The organism is Geomicrobium halophilum, assembly GCF_014207655.1.
GTDB lineage: Bacteria > Bacillota > Bacilli > Bacillales > Marinococcaceae > Geomicrobium > Geomicrobium halophilum.
Genome location: NZ_JACHHJ010000004.1, coordinates 62,289 through 80,059, shown reverse-complemented (window position 1 = coordinate 80,059; position 17,771 = coordinate 62,289). Strand labels below are relative to the sequence as shown.

The following is a 17,771-nucleotide window of genomic DNA, read 5'->3' as shown; positions in this document are numbered from 1 at the left end:
AATTCAACGTTTTATAAAGCATTACGCTCATGCGGAAAGGAGCGAAACGATGAGTAGTAAAACCCTTGATGCGTTTCTTCAGGAAGGGCTGGGAGAGTTAAAAGAGCAAGGTTTGTTTAATGTCATTGACCCATTGGAAGGTGCGAATGGTCCACAAGTGACATTAAATGGAAAAGAAGTGATTAACCTTTCCTCAAATAATTATTTAGGCTTAGCTACGGATGATCGCTTAAAAGCCCAGGCAGTTCAAGCGGTTGAATCATATGGTGTAGGGGCAGGAGCCGTACGTTCCATTAATGGGACGCTTCAACTGCATCTGGAATTGGAAGAGAAGTTGGCAGCATTTAAACATACAGAAGCCGCGATTACCTATCAATCAGGGTTTAACTGTAACGTCGCAGCGATTCCGGCAGTAATGAATAAAAATGATGCCATTTTGTCTGATGAACTGAATCACGCCTCAATTATTGATGGCTGCCGGCTTTCACGTGCGAAAATCATTCCTTATAAACACTCTGATATGGAAGATTTACGGGAAAAGGCAAAGCAAGCGACCCAGGAATATCACAAAGTCATGGTCATCACCGATGGTGTATTTTCGATGGATGGGGACGTCGCCAAACTTCCGGAAATCGTAGAAATTGCCGAGGAATTTGACTTAATCACGTACGTGGATGATGCCCATGGGTCCGGGGTGCTCGGAGAAGGGGCAGGTACAGTGAAGCATTTTAACCTGTCTGATCGGATTGATATGCAAATGGGAACCCTTTCAAAAGCGATTGGCATCGTTGGTGGGTACGTGGCCGGCAGTCAATCGTTAATCGAATGGCTAAAAGTGCGATCCCGTCCGTTCTTATTTTCAACAGCACTACCGCCGGGAGATGTAGCTGCCACCATTGAAGCGGTTGATATTCTTTCTGCGTCCAAAGACTTGCAAACGCAATTATGGGAGAATGCGCGCTATTTGCAGGAGGGCTTACAAGCGTTCGGTTTTGATACAGGGAAAACGGAGACACCGATTACCCCTTGTATTATCGGCGATGAAAAGAAAACGCAACAATTTAGCGAACGTCTGATGGAAGAAGGCATTTATGCAAAATCCATCGTCTTCCCGACAGTTCCACGTGGTACCGGGAGAGTGAGGAATATGCCAACGGCTGCCCACACAAGAGAAATGCTTGACGCAGCATTGTTAGCGTATAAGAAGATTGGAAGCGAATTAAACGTAATATAAAAAGATGTTCAAAAAGAACCCGATAACTATATGCGACAATGCGCTTTTCCCGGGCTTTTTGAACGATCTTAAAGTAGAAATATCAAAAGGTTAGGGGGAACGGGCGCTTCTAGCCGTAAGGCGCCCGTATGCAAATGAAAAAAATCTTAATTACCGGTGCATCTGGACAAATTGGTTCAGAACTGACATTGGAATTGCGTAAACAATACGGTGAAAAAAATGTCATTGCTACAGACATACGAGATATGAACAATGAAGTATCTAAAGGTGGTATTTTTCACACGCTGGATGTGACAGAGGGCGGCAGAATCCAAGAGCTTGTCAGGGATCATCAAGTGGATACGATCATTCACTTAGCGGCTTTACTATCTGCAAACGCTGAAAATCAACCGCTAAATGCATGGAATTTAAACATGGGTGGTTTGATGAATACACTTGAGGTGGCACGAGAACAGTCCTGTACATTTTTTACACCGAGTTCGATTGGTGCCTTTGGCCCGTCAACAGTGAAAGAGAAAACCCCTCAAGTGACAGTACAGCGTCCCACAACAATGTACGGGGTCAGTAAAGTCGCCAGTGAATTATTGTGCGATTATTACCATGAAAAATTTGGGGTAGATACACGTGGATTACGATATCCAGGCTTAATTTCGTACCTTACTGCTCCTGGGGGCGGAACGACCGATTATGCTATAGAGATGTTCTATAAAGCCATAAGTGATCATCATTACAGCTCCTATATTGCCGAGGGGACATTTCTGGATATGATGTATATGCCAGATGCAATTGCCGCTACCATCGATTTACTAGAGGCAAATCCAGCAAAGCTGATCAATCGCAATGCTTATAATATAACGGCAATGAGTATCGATCCGAAAATGTTAGCTGATGCCATTAGGACGCACATCCCCGATTTTAAACTGGATTATGATGTGGACCCTGAACGCCAAAAAATTGCGGAAAGCTGGCCGGATCATATTGATACAAGTGCGGCAGTAGCAGAATTTGGCTTTCGTCCTCGATATGATTTAGAAACAATGGCGACAGAGATGATCCAGAAAATCAGCCATAATCACCTAAATTTGACGTAGGTCTTTTTCATAGGGACCAAACGCCGGCAAGTACCGAACTGAAGATCATACGTTTGTAGGCTGTTCACGAATTGTGTCTACACAGGGAGAAATCCTAACGGTATATACAGAGGAGAATAAGACAATTAGAGAACCACCATTGATTGAGCGGATATATCTAGACTCTTTTTTTACGGGATATACACGTTTAATAATTTGTGCTTTTCTTCCCATCCTCATTGTTTCCCACCTCGTACTATAAGGGTTTCTTCCTATAGTAAAAAGGCAGCCCATCTTGAAATGGGCTGCCTTTCATGTTTCTTTGCTCACTTGATAGCCTTCACGCTTGTAGATATCCATGTAAAAAACCACTTCTTCTACGTACCAGTCTGCACGGTTATAGGCGTACAAGGCATCTTCCAATTCGCCGCGATCAGCGCCATAAGACGCTAAGTAATTCGCTGTTGAAAAAATGGCGTCTCTTTCATCCCACGGGTCTGCGGTCCCACTTCCCGTTGCGTCTATACCGTAACCTCCATTGATTTCAATTAAATCAGGATCTGTAAGTTCATCGTTTGGAATATCTCCGGCACCAACATTATCGCATGTCGGGTGATCCCAACCATGCCATGTACAAGGCATAAATTGCATGTGCCCTTCTGCACCAACGGGGGAGACCATGGGGTCCATGGTTGAAAATTTGGTTTCTACTCGATGGACAGCTGCTAATACTTCCCAGGGAATCCCAAATTCATCTGCTGCCTCTTGATAAATGGGGATGTATTCTTCTGGGATCTCATCATTGTTATAACCGGACAAACCTCCATTCAAGTAACGGTCCATCTGTTGCTCATTGAATGTATTTATAATCATGACTATGCCGATCGTAAGAAAAAGAAGCGCGAGAATTGACCCTATTCCTAGCAGAAACCTGCTTTTTTTACGTTGTCTTTTCTTTACAAACTTCCCCATTCACGTCGACCTCTCTTGTTTCGTGGCCTAAAAATGCTTGATTTATTTTATCATATAATCTCTTGCTTATGATATCTATGGGCATCATTGTTCCGCTTCACTGACTTCCACTTCGTGTACAGGCATGCGATGCATCCCTCTGGCAGTGACATGTGGTTGAACATAGTACTTCGAAGCTTCCGGGAATTGATAATCCGCTTCATAGACACCGTCTTGTCCATGTTCAGCAGAAATCATAGCACTATTTTGTTTCTCTTCATCATACCAAACTTCAAAGACCACTTCGTCGGCATCTTCGACCGGTTCTTCTTCTTGCGTCACTTCTGCTTTCAATGTCCATTCCTCATCGACGGTTGCTTCTGAATCATTTAAAACTTCAACTTCAATGGGTTCGGAGGAGAGGTTTTCAGTGGGTTCATCCTCATTTGTACCATTACACGCTGATAACAATAATAAACTCGTGGATAAAAGAGTGATTTTTTTCATAACTAACCTCCAACTCAGAGAAAATTCTGCACATCTACAATAGTAAGGATAACATGGTGATCCACGGAACGGTTGTTGATGTTTATTTGTTCATGAAAGTGTTAAAAAGGACAGCCATTTACTGATGGTTATTGAAAAATTGTAAGATCTGACGGTTCACCTCAATTTCATTGTCTTTCTTGGAAAAGCCATGGCCTTCGTCATCAAGGACAAGATATTTCACCGCGACGTTATTTGCACGGAGCTTATCAACCACCTGGTCTGACTCCGCTTTGACGACACGAGGGTCGTTCGCTCCTTGAATGATAAACATGGGTTTGGACATCTGCTCTAAGTATGTGATGGGGGAGTCTCTCTTGAAACGTTCTTGATCTGTAAGTGGATCTCCCACCCATTGTTTCATGATCGGTTTCCAAAAATCAGGGACAGATTCTACGAAGCTGAACAAATTCGATACGCCAAAAATATCAACAACCGCTTTAAAGTAGTCCCCATGCCGGCCATGCAGGAGTAAAGCCATGTAACCTCCATAGCTTCCGCCTATCAAGAAAATTTTATCGCGGTCTACAAAGTTGTTTTCAATCATATAATCCAAAGCAGCAACATTATCTAAGCGTGGACCATATCCCCAATCTCCTTCTACTTCTTTCATAAAAGAGAGGCCATAGTTAGAGGAACCGCGGAAATTCGGTGCTAGAATCCGATACCCTTCGTAAACGAGCATTTGGAACATGGCGCGGAACATTTTACGCTCCGCTGCTTGTGGTCCGCCGTGCGGCCATAGAATCAAATGGCTATTATCAACTTCAGGTTTTGGTTTAAAATAGAGGGCTTCAATCTCAGTTTCGTCGTAGGAAGGATAACGAATCGTCTCCGGTTCACTCATCGCTTCTCGGGCTATACCGGGAACTCTGAGATCAGTAATCGTTTCCCAAGTTTTCACCTTTCGTCTAAAAATGTTCATCGGAAGGGTCGAGCCCCGGCCGAGAATGTAAGGAATACCTCCATTTGTTACCATGAGCTTATCAACTACTTCTACAGGCAGGTCGATAGAAGTTAGTTTTTCTTCTACTAGGTGATAGTAATAAAGCTGATCAGTCACCCCTTTACTTGTGACGAGATATAGCCCGTTGCTAGATTGATCAAAATGAACATTGATAATACTTTCTCCAGGGATGTCCAATATTTTTGTGAAGGTTTGTTGATCTACATGAAAATGTGCTAAATACGAGAAATCCGCCTCATATGTCGTGGCAAGGTAGACGTCCTTATTTGTCGTATACGCAGCACTTTCAACGGTATGCGGAATCGTTGGGTCGGGGGTAATCGCCGTAGTTCGGCCGTTTTTATGTACATACATGCAGCTATGGGTGTTGGCAAAATGTTTTCGTAATAAAAAGCTCCTTTCATCAGGACCTAGCGCTGCAAACGAGGTCGCTGCCTCTTTGCCTTCGATGAGGACTTCTTCTTTTTCATTTTCGATATCATAGCGGTAGATATTTAAATAGGTAGAGTTCTCTTTTGTCGATGTGTAATAGAGCATACGCCCATCTTCGGAAAGTTCTCCAAGCATATGACGTTCGCCTTCGTTAACTTGAATAGGCAAAAGTGTTCCGCCTTCAGGAGGCAGGGCATAAATTTGCGCATTTTCATCCCCATCATGATCAAATGCCGAAAGGAGAAAATGCCCGTTTTTGTCATAAGCGAGCCCATGATTACTTTGATTGATCGAGGTCAAAGGGTAAGGGAAACGTTGGTTTAAGTCTAAGGCCCAGAGATTAAAATGGCCGCTCAAATTCGTAGAACAAATAAGTTGTTCTTCATGGGGGTCCACAATGAAATTTTGAATTGAAAAGGTTCGGAAAAACTGTGTTACATCTGCTTTAGGGAACGTTGGCATGGCAAACCCTCTCCTTTATAAAAAAGTCGTACAGGATCAATATTCTCCAAAACCTATTCAATTCCCTCTAAATCATATATAAAGTAGGTAAAAATGGCTGACAGGGTAATCACGTGACTATGAAGCTCCCGTTACAAGTATGGAGTTTTTCATCTCAGGTTGGGAAGTTCCGCCCTATGATGGGGAAGTTCCCCCTGTGTGGAACTCCTCTATCCAGGGTTGGGTCATATTTTATTGTTCATATGTTTAGAAGAAAAGTGCATTGGGAATGACCTTTACTGAAGGAGGATGATAGCTATGGCACCGATTTATAAAGAGTTTATGAATGATGATGAAGTTGTTTCAGCTGTAAAACAACTAAAAGAGAAAGTAGATGAAAATAACATTTATATTATCACGCATGATGATGATCATACAGAGCGCGTAGCCGAACGCGCCGATGCCAATACCGTCGGTATGAATGAAACAGGCTTCGGCGTTTCGGTAAAAAATGTCTTCCGTAAAAAAGGCGATGAACTTCGAGCCAAATTCGAGGAGCTTGGATTCGGCGAATCAGAGGCACGAGGATTGGAAAATGAATTGGATAAAGGCGCGGTGATCGTCGTTGTTCAAGATCCACCGGAAGGATTATCATTTTAAAGAATGCAAAAAGAAGTAACCCGTTTGAGGAAACGGATTACTTCTTTTTATTTCATTCACTTGTCGGACGGTCACAAACAGTGATCAATAAGTCGAGCTTTTTTTCCATTCGATGCAGGAGGTAGAAAGCAACTACAGCTGCAAAACCGTGGTTAAAAAGCAGCGATACCCATTCATCCATGGTCGTTTAACCCCGTTTCTACGCTTCGTAGATCGTATCCACTGTACGCGATACGAACCTGGCGTCTACTTTTTCTGCAAGAGAACCGCCTGCGGTAAAAAAGACGTTGTGATCGAGGATCTGATCCATGACATTTTCAACTTGTGAAGTTTCGAGTTCTTCATCAGGTTCGTTCACTGAAATTGTGGACATCCTTGATTCCTGATTACGAAAGCGTAATTCCAATACTTGAGACATGTTTACCATTCCCTCCCTTATTCAGTTTCAGCTGATAATAGATTGTAGTCGTTTCTTCGCGTAGCTGCACTTAATGATGGTGAAGATAATGAAGCAAGAGCGTTCGCGATGGTATGAATGTCTTCATCGCTGGCCTCGACGTTCACGTTATTAAAACGTCGGCGGCTGATGATGGGCTCGCCAAATTCATCTACACCATTTTCAAAGATTAGCTCTAGGCTTGTGGATTCTGGCATCATGTGAGCACCTCCCTTCACTCCTTATATCGACGCGGAGATTATAAAAGGGGGGCATTTCACTTTTAAAATATTTGACTAAGACGTAGAATGATAAGAAGGGGCTGAAAACGAAGGGAGTTTTGATATGAAAGCAGCGGCAACAGTGACCCAAGAGCGAATTCATTCACTCGATATTATCCGGGGTATTGCTGTATTTGGAATTTTAATTGCGAACATGGCTATTTTTAAATCTTTAGTTCTTGGGGATGCCAGGCCAACGGTTGAAGGTGGTTCGCTGCCGGACGGGGCTTTCAATCAATTCGCGAGTTTGTTTAATACCATCTTTGTTGAAGGCAAGTTTTATCCGATGTTTTCGCTGCTCTTTGGGCTTGGATTTTTTATCTTTTATAGCCGTTTAGTAGAGAAAGATTTGAATGCCAACCGGGTATTTGTTCGCCGGCTCGTCTTTTTATTAGTCATTGGGCTCATCCATTTGATTTTCTTATGGTCGGGAGATATTTTGCATACATACGCCCTTGCTGGCTTTTTACTTTTACTTTTCGTTGATCGGAGACCCCAAATATTAATCTTGTGGATTGTAGTATTATTAGGGGTTTCTTCATTATTTATGACGGTGTTGTTAGCCGTAACAGGCTATGTTAATGATCAATTTACACCTATGGCTACTTTCGAAGAGATGGTCGTAACAGGGACCCAAATTATGTCTGAAGGAAGTTATGGGGAAATATTAACGTATCGGTTTTTCAATGAAGTCCTCCCTACCTTATTTGAATCCGTTTTTACCGTAGCGATCGTATTGCCATTGTTTCTCATTGGCTTGTATATGGGAAAAACGGGAATGTTTCACCATGTGGACCGTCATCTGAAACGGTGGAAAAAACTTTGCATCCATAGTTTGTGGAGCGGTGGGTTATTAACGATTCTCATGACTGCTCTCCATTACGATGTTATTCCTTTCCCGTCTTATATCACGTATGGATTGTCGATGGGAGTGAACGTTGCTGCTGGTCCATTACTGATGCTTTTCTACGTTTCGGGACTTGTTCTTTTCCTTCGTTCAAATCATCGCCGGCGGTTATTGATGCCATTCGCTGCAGTAGGAAGAATGGCACTGACGAATTATTTACTGCAAACCATCGTCGCGATCTTTATCTTTTATGGCTTCGGTTTAGGATTATTTGGGCACGTGTCAAGTGGAACGGGGTTATTGATTGCGATTGGGATTTACATTGCTCAGATGATTCTCAGTAATCTTTATTTGCAAACGTTCACCCAAGGTCCAGTGGAAGCCTTATGGAGAAAATGGACGTATAAAGGAAAAACCACGTAAAACAACACCCGTGCTGAGATGGCACGGGTGCTTCTAATATTAACTCGTTTTCTTCCGGCCGCGGCGTGTCTCGAAACTCATCTGAAACTCAGGTGAGCTGCTATGTCCCTGAAACTTACGGCGAGCAGATTTAAGCTCAGCTTCCAATGCCGCAAAAATTTTATCTAAATGTTCCTCAGTATATTCATAGTTATTTTTATTGGATAGGTTTCCAATTAGTCGAATTTTTTTCACTGTTTCCTCCGTACGTCGTTTTGCTATTCTTTCAAATTTAGTAAGCTTGTCTTCCATCATAAATGCTCCTTTCAATTCTTTTTATTCATTCTATAAAAGACTTTAATAGAAAAAAATTAAAATTTGTAATAAATAAGTAGGAATTTTAAGTGTTTTTTGTCGAAAGTTGCACAGCTTATGCTTATAAAGTTTTAGAAGCACTGATAATTACACAGTGAGTGCTTGCGAATATTGCGAAAAAAAGATTGAAAAAGTTTATAGATAAAATGAACCAACAAATAAATAACGATCAAGTTCCAGATAATGATTCTTGATCGCTAAACTTATAGTTGAAATAGAAGGGAAAGGATAAACTCGTGATCGATTTGGACGGTTGAATTGTTGAATGACCTAAGGACTTTTTTAAAAAGGTCATGCATTTTTTAAAAAGTCTTTTTTCATACTAGCTATTGAAGTGAAAAATGAAGGAGGCATTTTTGTGCAAAACCAACCAAGGCAACCAGGACAAACGAACAACAATCAACAGCAGATGCAATCGGAACAAATGCCGCCCGCGCAAAGCCACGGCGGACATGAAATGTTTGATGCGCATGAAATGTTAACATCAACCATTAATGTACTGGACCAATACATGATCTTTCGCCCCCATGTGAATGATCAGGAGCTTCTTAGCATTTTGGATCGGCAATATGATTACATGACCACTCAGTACAACCGTATGGTTGAAGCGTTAAGCACAGGGCAAAAGCCTTCGATGTCCATTCAGCCTTATGAGATGCCAGCGTCCAATAATGTCACATATGGGATGAAGCCTTCGCAGCCAAAGAAGCCGAGCGGTACGTTAAGTGAAGTGTCTGAAGAAGGGCTGTCCGCACAAATGCAGGGGTTGTTAAAATCTGCGACTTCCATGTTTGCTATGGGAGCGCCAGAAGTAACGAACCCAGTACTGCGCCGGGTGATCGCTGATTGTATTCCTGATTTTATTGAGATGGCATATGAGGTTTTTCTTTATCAAAATCGAAACGGCTATTATCAGGTACCACAATTACAACAGGCAGATATGGATAAATTGCTGCACGCGTTTTCACCTTCCCGAGCCAATATCCAACAAAGCAATCAAGGACCTATGCATTAAACGTAAAAGGCGGCCGCTCCCAATGAAGCAGCCGTCTTTTCCTGATGAAGAACCTATAATCCTTGTAAGTGAGAAGCGATTTCCTCGAGGTTTTCACGTGTAGAGATATCTTCAGCTAATAATGGGAGAAACACCTTCTTTTGTTTTTTAAAATCATACTGGATCCTTTGCACATATTGTTGTTCTTGTTGCCGTCTTTTTTGAAAAAATGAAGATTGATCCGTTTCTTGCGGTAAGCATTTATTCACGATGAGTGTATTGACGTTCATTTTTGCTTGAGAAAGCTGCTCTACAGCACGTGTGGTTTCTTCAATAGGTAAGCGCTCAGGAGTAAGTACATAGATGAAGCCGGTGTTTTTCTTGTCTAATAGCCATTTTCTGGCTTCTGAAAATTTTTGTTTCCTTTTCATGAGGGTTTGGTAAATCGGGTCTTCCACAGGTTCGCCATCGTTTAAGAGTTGACTGTAGTTTTCATTCACCGTACGCCTTCGTTTCAACATCCCGTCGATCCATGCTTCCATCATCTCCGGCAGTGAAAGGAGACGGAGGGTGTGACCGGTGGGGGCAGTATCAAAAACGATCAGATCAAAGTTGGCGGTTTCTTCTAAAATAATCGTAACGAGAGCGTCGAAAAGCGCAGATTCTTCGGCTCCCGGAGAGTGGGCAGCCATATCAATTTGCCGATGCACTTCGCTGATACGATGGGAGTGGACAAGCCCATCCAGGTTTTCTTTAACTCCGGCAATGTAACGTTTTGATTCTTTTTCGGAATCAATTTCCAGTCCATATAGATTTTCCTGTAACCAAGAAATCTTATCGCCGATCGTAACGGCAAACAAATCTTCAAGGTTGTGGGCTGGGTCCGTGGAGACAAGCAAAACTTTTTTTCCTTTCTGAGCAGCGGAAAGGGCAAAAGCAGAGGAGCAGGTGGATTTGCCAACCCCCCCTTTGCCCCCAAAAAATAAAATGGAATAATCGTGCATATGATTTCACCTTTCCTTAACGGACTTATCCTGCGTCCCGTTTGTCGTTATTTAATCGTTGCTGTCTCTCATTTTTAAACAACAGATAGGCTTCCAGGCAAATCCATACGGCAAACACAAAAATAATCGAACCGAGCACAAAGAGAAGTACATCTCCGCCGGTCTCACCGAATATCCACCATTCATTCCGAAGTTGTGAAAGCATAGCCCACATCGTCATCACAAGTAGGAATACCATAGGGATGAGTGGAACGAGAAAGTTCCTGCCCTGTCTTTGCACCCAAATCGTAATGAGTAAAAGGGTAATTCCCGCGAGTAGTTGATTGGATGTCCCAAAGAGCGGCCATAAAATGTATCCGCCTGCTCCTAGACCTCTTTCATCTTGGGGTAAAAGGACAAGCATTAAACTTGCACCTACGGCAATGGACGTAGCCACATGTTTTTTCGTCAGCGCGAAAGCTTTGTATTCCCGGCCAATTTCGGAGATGATATAACGCATGAGACGAACGGAAGTGTCCAACGTGGTAGCAGCAAAGCTAATAACGATGATGGATGTAAGGGTCTGAGCGGCTGCCTCTGGTATAAGCAAGCCGCTCGCCAGTGCCGCTGCGCCTTCAATAAAATTCCCAAGCCCTTCTGCGTTTGCAACATCAAAACTTGAATAGGCAGCTAAAAAATCGTCCGTTGTTGAAAAGAAGGTAACAACAGCAATAATAGCAATAAGGGCTAATACCCCTTCGCCAACAGCACCTAAATACCCGACTTGGCGAGCGTCGGTTTCTTTATTCAATTGCTTCGAAGTCGTTCCGGAGGAAACGAGGGCGTGAAACCCTGATACCGCCCCGCAGGCAATCGTAATAAACAGCAAGGGAAACCAAGATACATCATCTACTGAACGGGTTGCTGGAGCCGTTACTTCAGGATTTGTAAGCAAAAGGCCAAGATAGAGGACCACTAACCCCACAATAAGCTGGTGAGCATTAATGTAATCCCGTGGTTGAAGTAATTTCCACACTGGAAGCGTGGAAGCAATATAGACATAGGCCATTAATATGATAATCCAAATGAGATAAGACATAGATACGGCACCCAAACCGAAAACAGTCGTTGCGTCTTCCCCACCGAAATATTGCACAAGATCAATTTGTAAAGCCGGCACGTAACTGGCGATCACGGCAGTGCCATACATCACGATTAATGCTATGATCGACGGGATCAGCAATCCTTTTCCACGTCGAAGAAAGTAGGCTCCGATAAGAACGGCAAGAGGATAAAAATGGATATAATGCTTGCCGGATAACTGATAAATAAATCGGAAATCACCCAGGCAAAAACTGCAGAAACCATAAGAACAAGAATGAGGATGATAAATAAAAACAGCATCTTTGCCCGTCGTCCAATCAGGCGGTCAGCAAGTGTGCCAATAGATTGCCCTTTGTTTCGAACGGAAAGAACGAGGGCTCCGAAGTCATGGACGCCCGCAGCAAAAACAGTGCCGAGCACAACCCAGAGGAAAGCAGGTAGCCAACCCCAGTAAACGGCAATGGCTGGTCCTAAAATCGGTGCAGCCCCGGCAATCGAAGTAAACTGGTGAGCCCAGAGAACGCTTTTCTTCGTAGGGACAAAATCGACCCCGTCATTAAATTGATGAGCAGGCGTTTGAAAATTAGGATCTAAACGATAAATTCGTTTAGCGATCAGCTTGGAATAGTAAAAATAACCAAAAGCTAGAGTTATGATTCCGATTATGGCTAATATGATTCCTGGCATATGTACACACCTTTACGAGATATTGAAACCGTTTTAATAGTTTTTATTATAGTGTTCTACATTATTTTATGTAAATAGAAAAATATAAGAATCTATCCTTCTCATCGAACGAAAAGGGAGATTATTTAAAAGTCATTGTTCGGAATTGCAACATTCGCTTTGATCGTTAAAACCCCATCACAACAAGCAATCCCATACCACTTTTAAAAGTGATACGGGATTATTTTAGAATGAAGCCCACTGCTTATAGCTTTTGGGACAACCCTTTTCATTTCAATACATTAGCAGCAACGAATACCGTCAAGGGGTGATTTTTCCATTCCCATTCGTAAGTGCCAATCATGAAACTGTTCAATCATTTCAGGATATAATTCTAACGTGTAATAGGATACAGGGTTTGGAAGCCCAAGCATTTCTGAAAAACAGAGCAGGTAGAAAATGTCGTCTTCATCCCTGAGTTCCCGTTTAATTTCGGCACGGTGCGGCAAGCTGAGCACTTCATCATAGAAAGCAAGCGCACGTGAAATGGCTTCCTGCAAGCCCAATGTTGACCCTCCTTATCCGATCTTATCATTGTCATCTTCAAGTCCTTGATTCTGATCATTTTTAAACAGGAGATAAGCTTCAAGACAAATCCATACCGCAAAGACGAGAATAATTGCACCGAGCGTAAAGAGAAGCAGGTTTGCTTGGTCGCCATACCAAGCCCACTGGAGCCATACTTGAGAGATCATTGCCCACAATGTCATGAAGAGTAAAAAGATCATCGGGATAAAGGTTACCAAGAAATTACGTCCTTGTCGACGAAGCCAGATTGTAATCAGTAAAAGCGCAATCCCAGCCAGCAATTGATTGGAGGTACCAAATAGCGGCCATAGTAGATAACCGCCGGCCCCGAATCCTCTGTCATCTCCAGGCATAAGGACAAGTGCCATACTTGAACCGACAGCAATAGAAGTAGCTACATGTTTTTTCGTAATCGCATAAGCCTTATACTCGGTTGCAATCTCTGCGATAATGTAGCGCATCAACCGAACGGCAGTGTCGAGGGTGGTTGCAGCAAAACTAACGACAATGACTGCAACAATCGTTTGCGCAATCGTTTCTGGGATCAAGAGCCCTGTCGAAAGTTGAGCAGCCCCTTCAATGAAATTATTTAAACCCATTTCATTGGCTGCATTAAAGCTTGAATAGTTCGCCAAAAATTCATCTTGTGTCGAGAACAAGGTAACGACAGCAATAATCGCAATAATCGCTAACGTCCCTTCGCCGATAGCGCCTAAATACCCAACTTGGCGAGCGTCTGTTTCTTTATTTAACTGCTTCGAAGTTGTCCCCGAAGAAACGAGGGAGTGAAATCCTGAAATGGCTCCACAAGCTATCGTGATAAATAGAAGCGGGAACCAGGAAACATCGTCGACGGATCGTGTGACCGGTGCTGTTACTTCCGGATTTGTGAACAAAAGCCCGAGATATAAAATGCCAAGCCCGACGACGAGCTGATGGGCATTGATATAGTCCCGGGGCTGGAGTAGTTTCCAAACGGGCAATGTAGAAGCAATGTAAACGTAAGCCATCAGGATAACAATCCAAACGAAAAAAGCCATTGATACGGCATCGAGTCCAAATGCGACTTCAGCACCTTCACCGCCAAAGTAGCTGACAAGGTCAATTTGCAGGGCTGGTATTTCATTGGCAAGAACAGCCGTGCCGTACATGATGACTAAGGCAATTATTGAAGGGAAAAGCAGTCCTTTTCCCCGGCGTAGAAAGTATATTCCGATGATGACCGCTAAAGGAATCTGAATAAAAATGGATAATACACTGGCGGGGAAGGTGACAAATAAATTAGCAATGACCCAGGCGAAAACAGCATTAACCATTAACACAAGAATCAAGATAATGAATAAGAACAACATTTTCGCCCGCCGTCCAATTAAACGGTCGGCAAGGGTGCCTATGGATCGGCCTTTGTTTCGTACCGATAAGACAAGGGCTCCAAAATCATGGACACCGGCGGCAAATACCGTTCCAAGTACAACCCAAAGAAATGCAGGCAGCCATCCCCAATAGACAGCGATTGCAGGGCCTAATATGGGGGCTGCCCCCGCAATCGAAGTGAAATGGTGCGCCCAAACGACGCTTTTTTTCGTTGGAACAAAGTCGACACCATCGTTGAATTGGTGGGCCGGTGTTCTGAAATTGGGATCGAGACGGTAAATACGCTCAGCAATAAATTTGGAATAATAAAGGTATCCTAAAGCAAATATGATAATTCCGATTACAGCAAGACCAATTCCTGGCATACATCCTTCACATCCTTCGTTAAAATGATAGTACTTATATATTATATAGACAGGCAAATGGTTTAACAACAAAAAATTCAAATGAATCAAAAAATAAAAGAGGTGTGTTATTCCAACGTTGAAAAAATTCCGATATCATAATGAAATTTAGTTGCAATAGGTTGTTAAACGTGGTACCTTGAAATTGTAAAAGTGATGAACGACCAGTGAACCAAGGCCTCTGCTTCATTTAAGTGGTGGATCCAATATGGTTTCATCGTGTATCACTTTAGTATTTTTGATTAAGGAGGCCTTTAAAAGAATGGAAGGCACAGTAAAATGGTTTAACGCAGAAAAAGGTTTTGGTTTTATCGAACGTGAAGATGGAGACGATGTGTTCGTACATTTCTCTGCTATTCAAGCCGAAGGATTTAAAACATTAGATGACGGCGAAACGGTAGAATTTGAAATTGTCGAAGGCGATCGTGGCCCACAAGCGGCTAACGTTGTACGTAAATAGAAAAGCGTTATCAAAACGAGCGATTCCGTGTATTGACTTTACCACGGGATCGCTTTTTTAATTAAGAGGGTGGGATATAGCTCTCCTTACCTAATTTCTCGAGGTGAAATTAAAGAGGTTGTTCAAAAAGTCCGGGAAAAATAGCTTTTTATCTCTTCGCCGTCTTGCTTCTAAAGCTCCTCAGTATGAAAACCTATCCTCGAAAAAGAAACCCACTTTTTCTTCGTGCGAGGTATCGCTTACGTAGAGACGAGTTTGTGTTCCAGTACTCGAAGCTACGTCTCCTCGACCTCACGGCTCTTTTTGTCCTCCTGTTTGAACACACACTTAAAGGAGTTATTACGTATGTTTAAAGTAGACATTGAAGAAGGTTTATACTTACATCTTATTGAAATGCCTCATGCCCATGATTTATTTACAGCCGTTCATCATGCACGAGGCCATCTTAGACTATGGCTGCCTTGGGTGGATTCGATGCAGACGGTGACGGATTATCAACCTGTCATCCATTCATGGTTACAGCAATTTGCGGATGGAAGGGGATTTCAGGCAGCTATTCGCAAAAATGATATTTTTGCAGGGGTTGTCGGTCTCCATGAGATAGACTGGGGTAGTCGGAAAACATCAGTGGGGTATTGGCTGTCAGATGCTTTTACAGGACAAGGGATTATGACGAAAGCTGTCTATACTGTACTAAAGATTGTCTTTGAGGAATATCAATTAAACAGGGTAGAGGTTAAATGCGGAATCAATAATCATGATAGTCAGGCAATACCGAAACGGCTAGGTTTTCAATATGAAGGGATCGTCCGGGAGGGTGAATGGTTGTATGACCATTACCATGACCTTGTCCAATTTAGTTTGTTACGAGAAGATTGGTACAGGTATCATGGGGAATAACAGAATGACAGCAGCTGGCGATTCAACATATCGCAAGATGAAACTCATTGATCACTTTCTCGTTAGTGTTCTTTTTACAATTCTCTTTTTTGCTTATATGTACGTATCGGTGTACTTTCCGTTTTCCGTTGTTGTACCTGCCCTTGGAATTTTATTTATCGTATGGGCGCTGATTGAAAGGCGTGGAAAACCGGCAGTTGTAGAACGGTTATTTCCTTTTTACCGGAAGATGCTTAAGGTAGAGAGGCACTTAGCACCTAAAACTTTTGAATCGAACCGTTTAGGTTTAAGAAGCAGTTTATGGGTCGTTGGTGTGGTCCTTGTCCTCATCGGATTATTAGACTTTGTTCATATCATTGACGCTGAACCCGAAGTGTTTCCCTTTACAATGGTGTACCCGCTGGCTCTCATCGTTGTGAATATTAATGTTTTCACGCGTCATAAACGAATGGAAGCAGGGGACGAGAGGGGGAATGTCCATTAATAATGTTAAATTTTCCTGCAATAAGCTGATATGGATAGAATATTAGTTATATAAAAAGAAATAGACATCTAATTGAAGCTCATGCGTATAGATTTTCAATTCTGTCCAAATATTAGAATTTTACAATCTCCGGTAAGTTTGAACTAGATTTGATGTATGGTATGATTATAAAAATACTACAGTACTTCATTATTATTTATGTACTGTAGTATTTTACTAATTTTTATAATTACTAATATTAATTAAAGAGATTATCTTGGGGGGACATCTATGAAGAAGTTAGGATTTTTTGCTGCTTTGGCAGGAACAACCGCGATGATTGCCGCATGTGGAAGTGCTACTACAGTGGATAGCTTGCAGGATGATGGCGTTGTTCAAGTAGGGGTCGCGAACGAAGAACCATACGGTTACCTTGATGGGGAAACCGCTACAGGGGCAAGTGCTGAAGTCGCCAGAGCGGTGTTTCAAAACATGGGGATCGAAGAGGTGGAAGCAACAGTAACAGAATTTGGAAATCTGATTCCAAGCTTGAATGCGGGCAACTATGACGTTGTCACAGCTGGAATGGATGTACAGCCAGAACGTTGTGAAAATGCAGCTTTTGGAGACGTTGAGTACAGCTACGGTGAAGGAATGGCTGTGCAAGCGGGAAACCCGATGGACTTACACAGTTATGAAGATATTGTAGAGCAAGATGCCTCCGTATCTGTAATGGCAGGGGCGAATCAGTTAGATATGTTTGAGGCACTTGGAATTGATGAAGATAACATTCAATTGGCCGATGACATTCCAGGTAACATTGCAGCACTTGAATCGGGTGATGTAGATGCAACAGTCATGACAGGAGCAACGATGAATGCAGCGTATGAAAACGCGGATACGGATGCAATTGAACTTCCTGAAGACTTCACAGATCCGGTGATTGACGGAGAAGAACAAGTCGCCTATGGTGCCGCTGTTTTTCGTGAGGATGATGATGAATTACGAGAAGCCTATAATGAATCGTTACAAGAATTACGGGAATCAGGGGAAATTGCTGAAATTATAGAAGAGTTTGGTTTTGATCCGGAAAATGCAGAGGTGGACGTGACCACTGAAGAACTTTGTGGAGAAGAAGCTTAAAAGGGGATGAACAAAGGAGCACGGTGGGATCAGTCAGCGCCGTGCTTCTT

General features: G+C 42.6%; 19 protein-coding genes and 1 pseudogene. 9 read left to right on the top strand and 11 right to left on the bottom strand.

Annotated features, from left to right (window positions below; all coding sequences use genetic code 11):
* The first annotated feature begins 49 nt into the window (after nt 1-49).
* Nucleotides 50-1,234 (top strand): glycine C-acetyltransferase, encoded by a 1,185-nt coding sequence (locus HNR44_RS13205; protein ID WP_184404785.1) that lies wholly within the window; start codon nt 50-52, stop codon nt 1,232-1,234.
* A gap of 134 nt (nt 1,235-1,368) precedes the next feature.
* Nucleotides 1,369-2,325 carry an NAD-dependent epimerase/dehydratase family protein gene (locus HNR44_RS13200; protein WP_184404784.1) on the top strand — a complete coding sequence of 319 codons (957 nt, stop codon included), beginning with the start codon at nt 1,369-1,371 and terminating at the stop codon, nt 2,323-2,325.
* A 291-nt stretch (nt 2,326-2,616) separates the two neighbouring features.
* Here HNR44_RS13200 and HNR44_RS13195 read toward each other — a convergent pair whose 3' ends face one another.
* From HNR44_RS13195 to HNR44_RS13185, 3 genes are all read right to left on the bottom strand, one after another.
* Nucleotides 2,617-3,276: a lytic transglycosylase domain-containing protein gene (locus HNR44_RS13195; RefSeq protein ID WP_184404783.1), complete on the bottom strand. Its 660-nt coding sequence runs from the start codon at nt 3,274-3,276 to the stop codon at nt 2,617-2,619.
* Nucleotides 3,277-3,360: 84 nt separating this feature from the next.
* Nucleotides 3,361-3,762 carry a FixH family protein gene (locus tag HNR44_RS13190; protein WP_184404782.1) on the bottom strand — a complete coding sequence of 134 codons (402 nt, stop codon included), beginning with the start codon at nt 3,760-3,762 and terminating at the stop codon, nt 3,361-3,363.
* 118 nt (nt 3,763-3,880) lie between these two features.
* Nucleotides 3,881-5,662: a S9 family peptidase gene (locus HNR44_RS13185; RefSeq protein WP_184404781.1), complete on the bottom strand. Its 1,782-nt coding sequence runs from the start codon at nt 5,660-5,662 to the stop codon at nt 3,881-3,883.
* 297 nt (nt 5,663-5,959) lie between these two features.
* On the opposite strand from HNR44_RS13185, the gene HNR44_RS13180 reads away from it, so the two are divergent.
* Nucleotides 5,960-6,301: a YflT domain-containing protein gene (locus HNR44_RS13180; protein ID WP_184404780.1), complete on the top strand. Its 342-nt coding sequence runs from the start codon at nt 5,960-5,962 to the stop codon at nt 6,299-6,301.
* Between the two features lie 52 nt (nt 6,302-6,353).
* Here HNR44_RS13180 and HNR44_RS13175 read toward each other — a convergent pair whose 3' ends face one another.
* From HNR44_RS13175 to HNR44_RS13165, 3 genes are read right to left on the bottom strand one after another with little or no spacing between them, the layout of a single operon-like run.
* A complete protein-coding gene (locus HNR44_RS13175; RefSeq protein WP_184404779.1) occupies nt 6,354-6,482 on the bottom strand; it encodes a YvrJ family protein in 129 nt (42 codons plus the stop codon).
* 18 nt (nt 6,483-6,500) lie between these two features.
* On the bottom strand, nt 6,501-6,719 hold the full coding sequence (locus HNR44_RS13170) for a DUF2922 domain-containing protein (RefSeq protein ID WP_184404778.1): 219 nt from the start codon (nt 6,717-6,719) through the stop codon (nt 6,501-6,503).
* Between the two features lie 17 nt (nt 6,720-6,736).
* Nucleotides 6,737-6,958 carry a DUF1659 domain-containing protein gene (locus HNR44_RS13165; protein WP_184404777.1) on the bottom strand — a complete coding sequence of 74 codons (222 nt, stop codon included), beginning with the start codon at nt 6,956-6,958 and terminating at the stop codon, nt 6,737-6,739.
* Nucleotides 6,959-7,082: 124 nt separating this feature from the next.
* On the opposite strand from HNR44_RS13165, the gene HNR44_RS13160 reads away from it, so the two are divergent.
* Nucleotides 7,083-8,288, top strand: coding sequence for a DUF418 domain-containing protein (locus HNR44_RS13160; RefSeq protein WP_184404776.1), 1,206 nt, complete (start codon nt 7,083-7,085; stop codon nt 8,286-8,288).
* Between the two features lie 39 nt (nt 8,289-8,327).
* Here HNR44_RS13160 and HNR44_RS13155 read toward each other — a convergent pair whose 3' ends face one another.
* Entirely contained in the window at nt 8,328-8,582 is a 255-nt protein-coding gene (locus HNR44_RS13155) for a hypothetical protein (protein ID WP_184404775.1), read from the bottom strand.
* 469 nt (nt 8,583-9,051) lie between these two features.
* On the opposite strand from HNR44_RS13155, the gene HNR44_RS13150 reads away from it, so the two are divergent.
* Nucleotides 9,052-9,657, top strand: coding sequence for a spore coat protein (locus HNR44_RS13150; protein WP_184405076.1), 606 nt, complete (start codon nt 9,052-9,054; stop codon nt 9,655-9,657).
* Nucleotides 9,658-9,710: 53 nt separating this feature from the next.
* On the opposite strand, the gene HNR44_RS13145 is transcribed toward HNR44_RS13150, so the two are convergent.
* From HNR44_RS13145 to HNR44_RS13130, 4 genes and pseudogenes are all read right to left on the bottom strand, one after another.
* Nucleotides 9,711-10,640 (bottom strand): ArsA family ATPase, encoded by a 930-nt coding sequence (locus tag HNR44_RS13145; protein WP_184404774.1) that lies wholly within the window; start codon nt 10,638-10,640, stop codon nt 9,711-9,713.
* Nucleotides 10,641-10,665: 25 nt separating this feature from the next.
* Nucleotides 10,666-12,410, bottom strand: a pseudogene (locus tag HNR44_RS13140) (carbon starvation CstA family protein).
* Nucleotides 12,411-12,691: 281 nt separating this feature from the next.
* The gene (locus HNR44_RS13135; RefSeq protein WP_184405075.1) at nt 12,692-12,949 is read right to left on the bottom strand and encodes a cory-CC-star protein; all 258 of its coding nucleotides are present in this window, start codon (nt 12,947-12,949) and stop codon (nt 12,692-12,694) included.
* An 18-nt stretch (nt 12,950-12,967) separates the two neighbouring features.
* On the bottom strand, nt 12,968-14,716 hold the full coding sequence (locus tag HNR44_RS13130) for a carbon starvation CstA family protein (RefSeq protein ID WP_184404773.1): 1,749 nt from the start codon (nt 14,714-14,716) through the stop codon (nt 12,968-12,970).
* A 301-nt stretch (nt 14,717-15,017) separates the two neighbouring features.
* On the opposite strand from HNR44_RS13130, the gene HNR44_RS13125 reads away from it, so the two are divergent.
* The 4 genes from HNR44_RS13125 (at nt 15,018) to ehuB (ending at nt 17,721) form a co-directional block, all read left to right on the top strand.
* Nucleotides 15,018-15,215, top strand: coding sequence for a cold shock domain-containing protein (locus HNR44_RS13125; protein ID WP_184404772.1), 198 nt, complete (start codon nt 15,018-15,020; stop codon nt 15,213-15,215).
* Between the two features lie 345 nt (nt 15,216-15,560).
* The gene (locus tag HNR44_RS13120; RefSeq protein ID WP_184404771.1) at nt 15,561-16,115 is read left to right on the top strand and encodes a GNAT family N-acetyltransferase; all 555 of its coding nucleotides are present in this window, start codon (nt 15,561-15,563) and stop codon (nt 16,113-16,115) included.
* Entirely contained in the window at nt 16,045-16,599 is a 555-nt protein-coding gene (locus HNR44_RS13115) for a hypothetical protein (protein WP_184404770.1), read from the top strand. The genes HNR44_RS13120 and HNR44_RS13115 overlap by 71 nt, the downstream gene beginning before the upstream one ends.
* Nucleotides 16,600-16,869: 270 nt before the next feature.
* A complete protein-coding gene (ehuB, locus tag HNR44_RS13110) occupies nt 16,870-17,721 on the top strand; it encodes an ectoine/hydroxyectoine ABC transporter substrate-binding protein EhuB (protein ID WP_184404769.1) in 852 nt (283 codons plus the stop codon).
* The last annotated feature ends 50 nt before the right edge of the window (nt 17,722-17,771 follow it).

Excerpts from the sequence above, each read along its gene's own strand:
- HNR44_RS13200 (WP_184404784.1), top strand. The coding sequence starts at position 1,369 with ATGAAAAAAATCTTAATTACCGGTGCATCTGGACAAATTGGTTCAGAA.
- HNR44_RS13165 (WP_184404777.1), bottom strand. The coding sequence starts at position 6,958 with ATGATGCCAGAATCCACAAGCCTAGAGCTAATCTTTGAAAATGGTGTA.
- HNR44_RS13125 (WP_184404772.1), top strand. The coding sequence starts at position 15,018 with ATGGAAGGCACAGTAAAATGGTTTAACGCAGAAAAAGGTTTTGGTTTT.
- HNR44_RS13180 (WP_184404780.1), top strand. The coding sequence starts at position 5,960 with ATGGCACCGATTTATAAAGAGTTTATGAATGATGATGAAGTTGTTTCA.
- HNR44_RS13115 (WP_184404770.1), top strand. The coding sequence starts at position 16,045 with ATGACCATTACCATGACCTTGTCCAATTTAGTTTGTTACGAGAAGATT.
- HNR44_RS13120 (WP_184404771.1), top strand. The coding sequence starts at position 15,561 with ATGTTTAAAGTAGACATTGAAGAAGGTTTATACTTACATCTTATTGAA.
- HNR44_RS13145 (WP_184404774.1), bottom strand. The coding sequence starts at position 10,640 with ATGCACGATTATTCCATTTTATTTTTTGGGGGCAAAGGGGGGGTTGGC.
- HNR44_RS13155 (WP_184404775.1), bottom strand. The coding sequence starts at position 8,582 with ATGATGGAAGACAAGCTTACTAAATTTGAAAGAATAGCAAAACGACGT.
- HNR44_RS13170 (WP_184404778.1), bottom strand. The coding sequence starts at position 6,719 with ATGTCTCAAGTATTGGAATTACGCTTTCGTAATCAGGAATCAAGGATG.
- HNR44_RS13175 (WP_184404779.1), bottom strand. The coding sequence starts at position 6,482 with ATGGATGAATGGGTATCGCTGCTTTTTAACCACGGTTTTGCAGCTGTA.
- ehuB (WP_184404769.1), top strand. The coding sequence starts at position 16,870 with ATGAAGAAGTTAGGATTTTTTGCTGCTTTGGCAGGAACAACCGCGATG.
- HNR44_RS13130 (WP_184404773.1), bottom strand. The coding sequence starts at position 14,716 with ATGCCAGGAATTGGTCTTGCTGTAATCGGAATTATCATATTTGCTTTA.
- HNR44_RS13205 (WP_184404785.1), top strand. The coding sequence starts at position 50 with ATGAGTAGTAAAACCCTTGATGCGTTTCTTCAGGAAGGGCTGGGAGAG.
- HNR44_RS13150 (WP_184405076.1), top strand. The coding sequence starts at position 9,052 with ATGCAATCGGAACAAATGCCGCCCGCGCAAAGCCACGGCGGACATGAA.
- HNR44_RS13190 (WP_184404782.1), bottom strand. The coding sequence starts at position 3,762 with ATGAAAAAAATCACTCTTTTATCCACGAGTTTATTATTGTTATCAGCG.
- HNR44_RS13160 (WP_184404776.1), top strand. The coding sequence starts at position 7,083 with ATGAAAGCAGCGGCAACAGTGACCCAAGAGCGAATTCATTCACTCGAT.
- HNR44_RS13185 (WP_184404781.1), bottom strand. The coding sequence starts at position 5,662 with ATGCCAACGTTCCCTAAAGCAGATGTAACACAGTTTTTCCGAACCTTT.
- HNR44_RS13195 (WP_184404783.1), bottom strand. The coding sequence starts at position 3,276 with ATGGGGAAGTTTGTAAAGAAAAGACAACGTAAAAAAAGCAGGTTTCTG.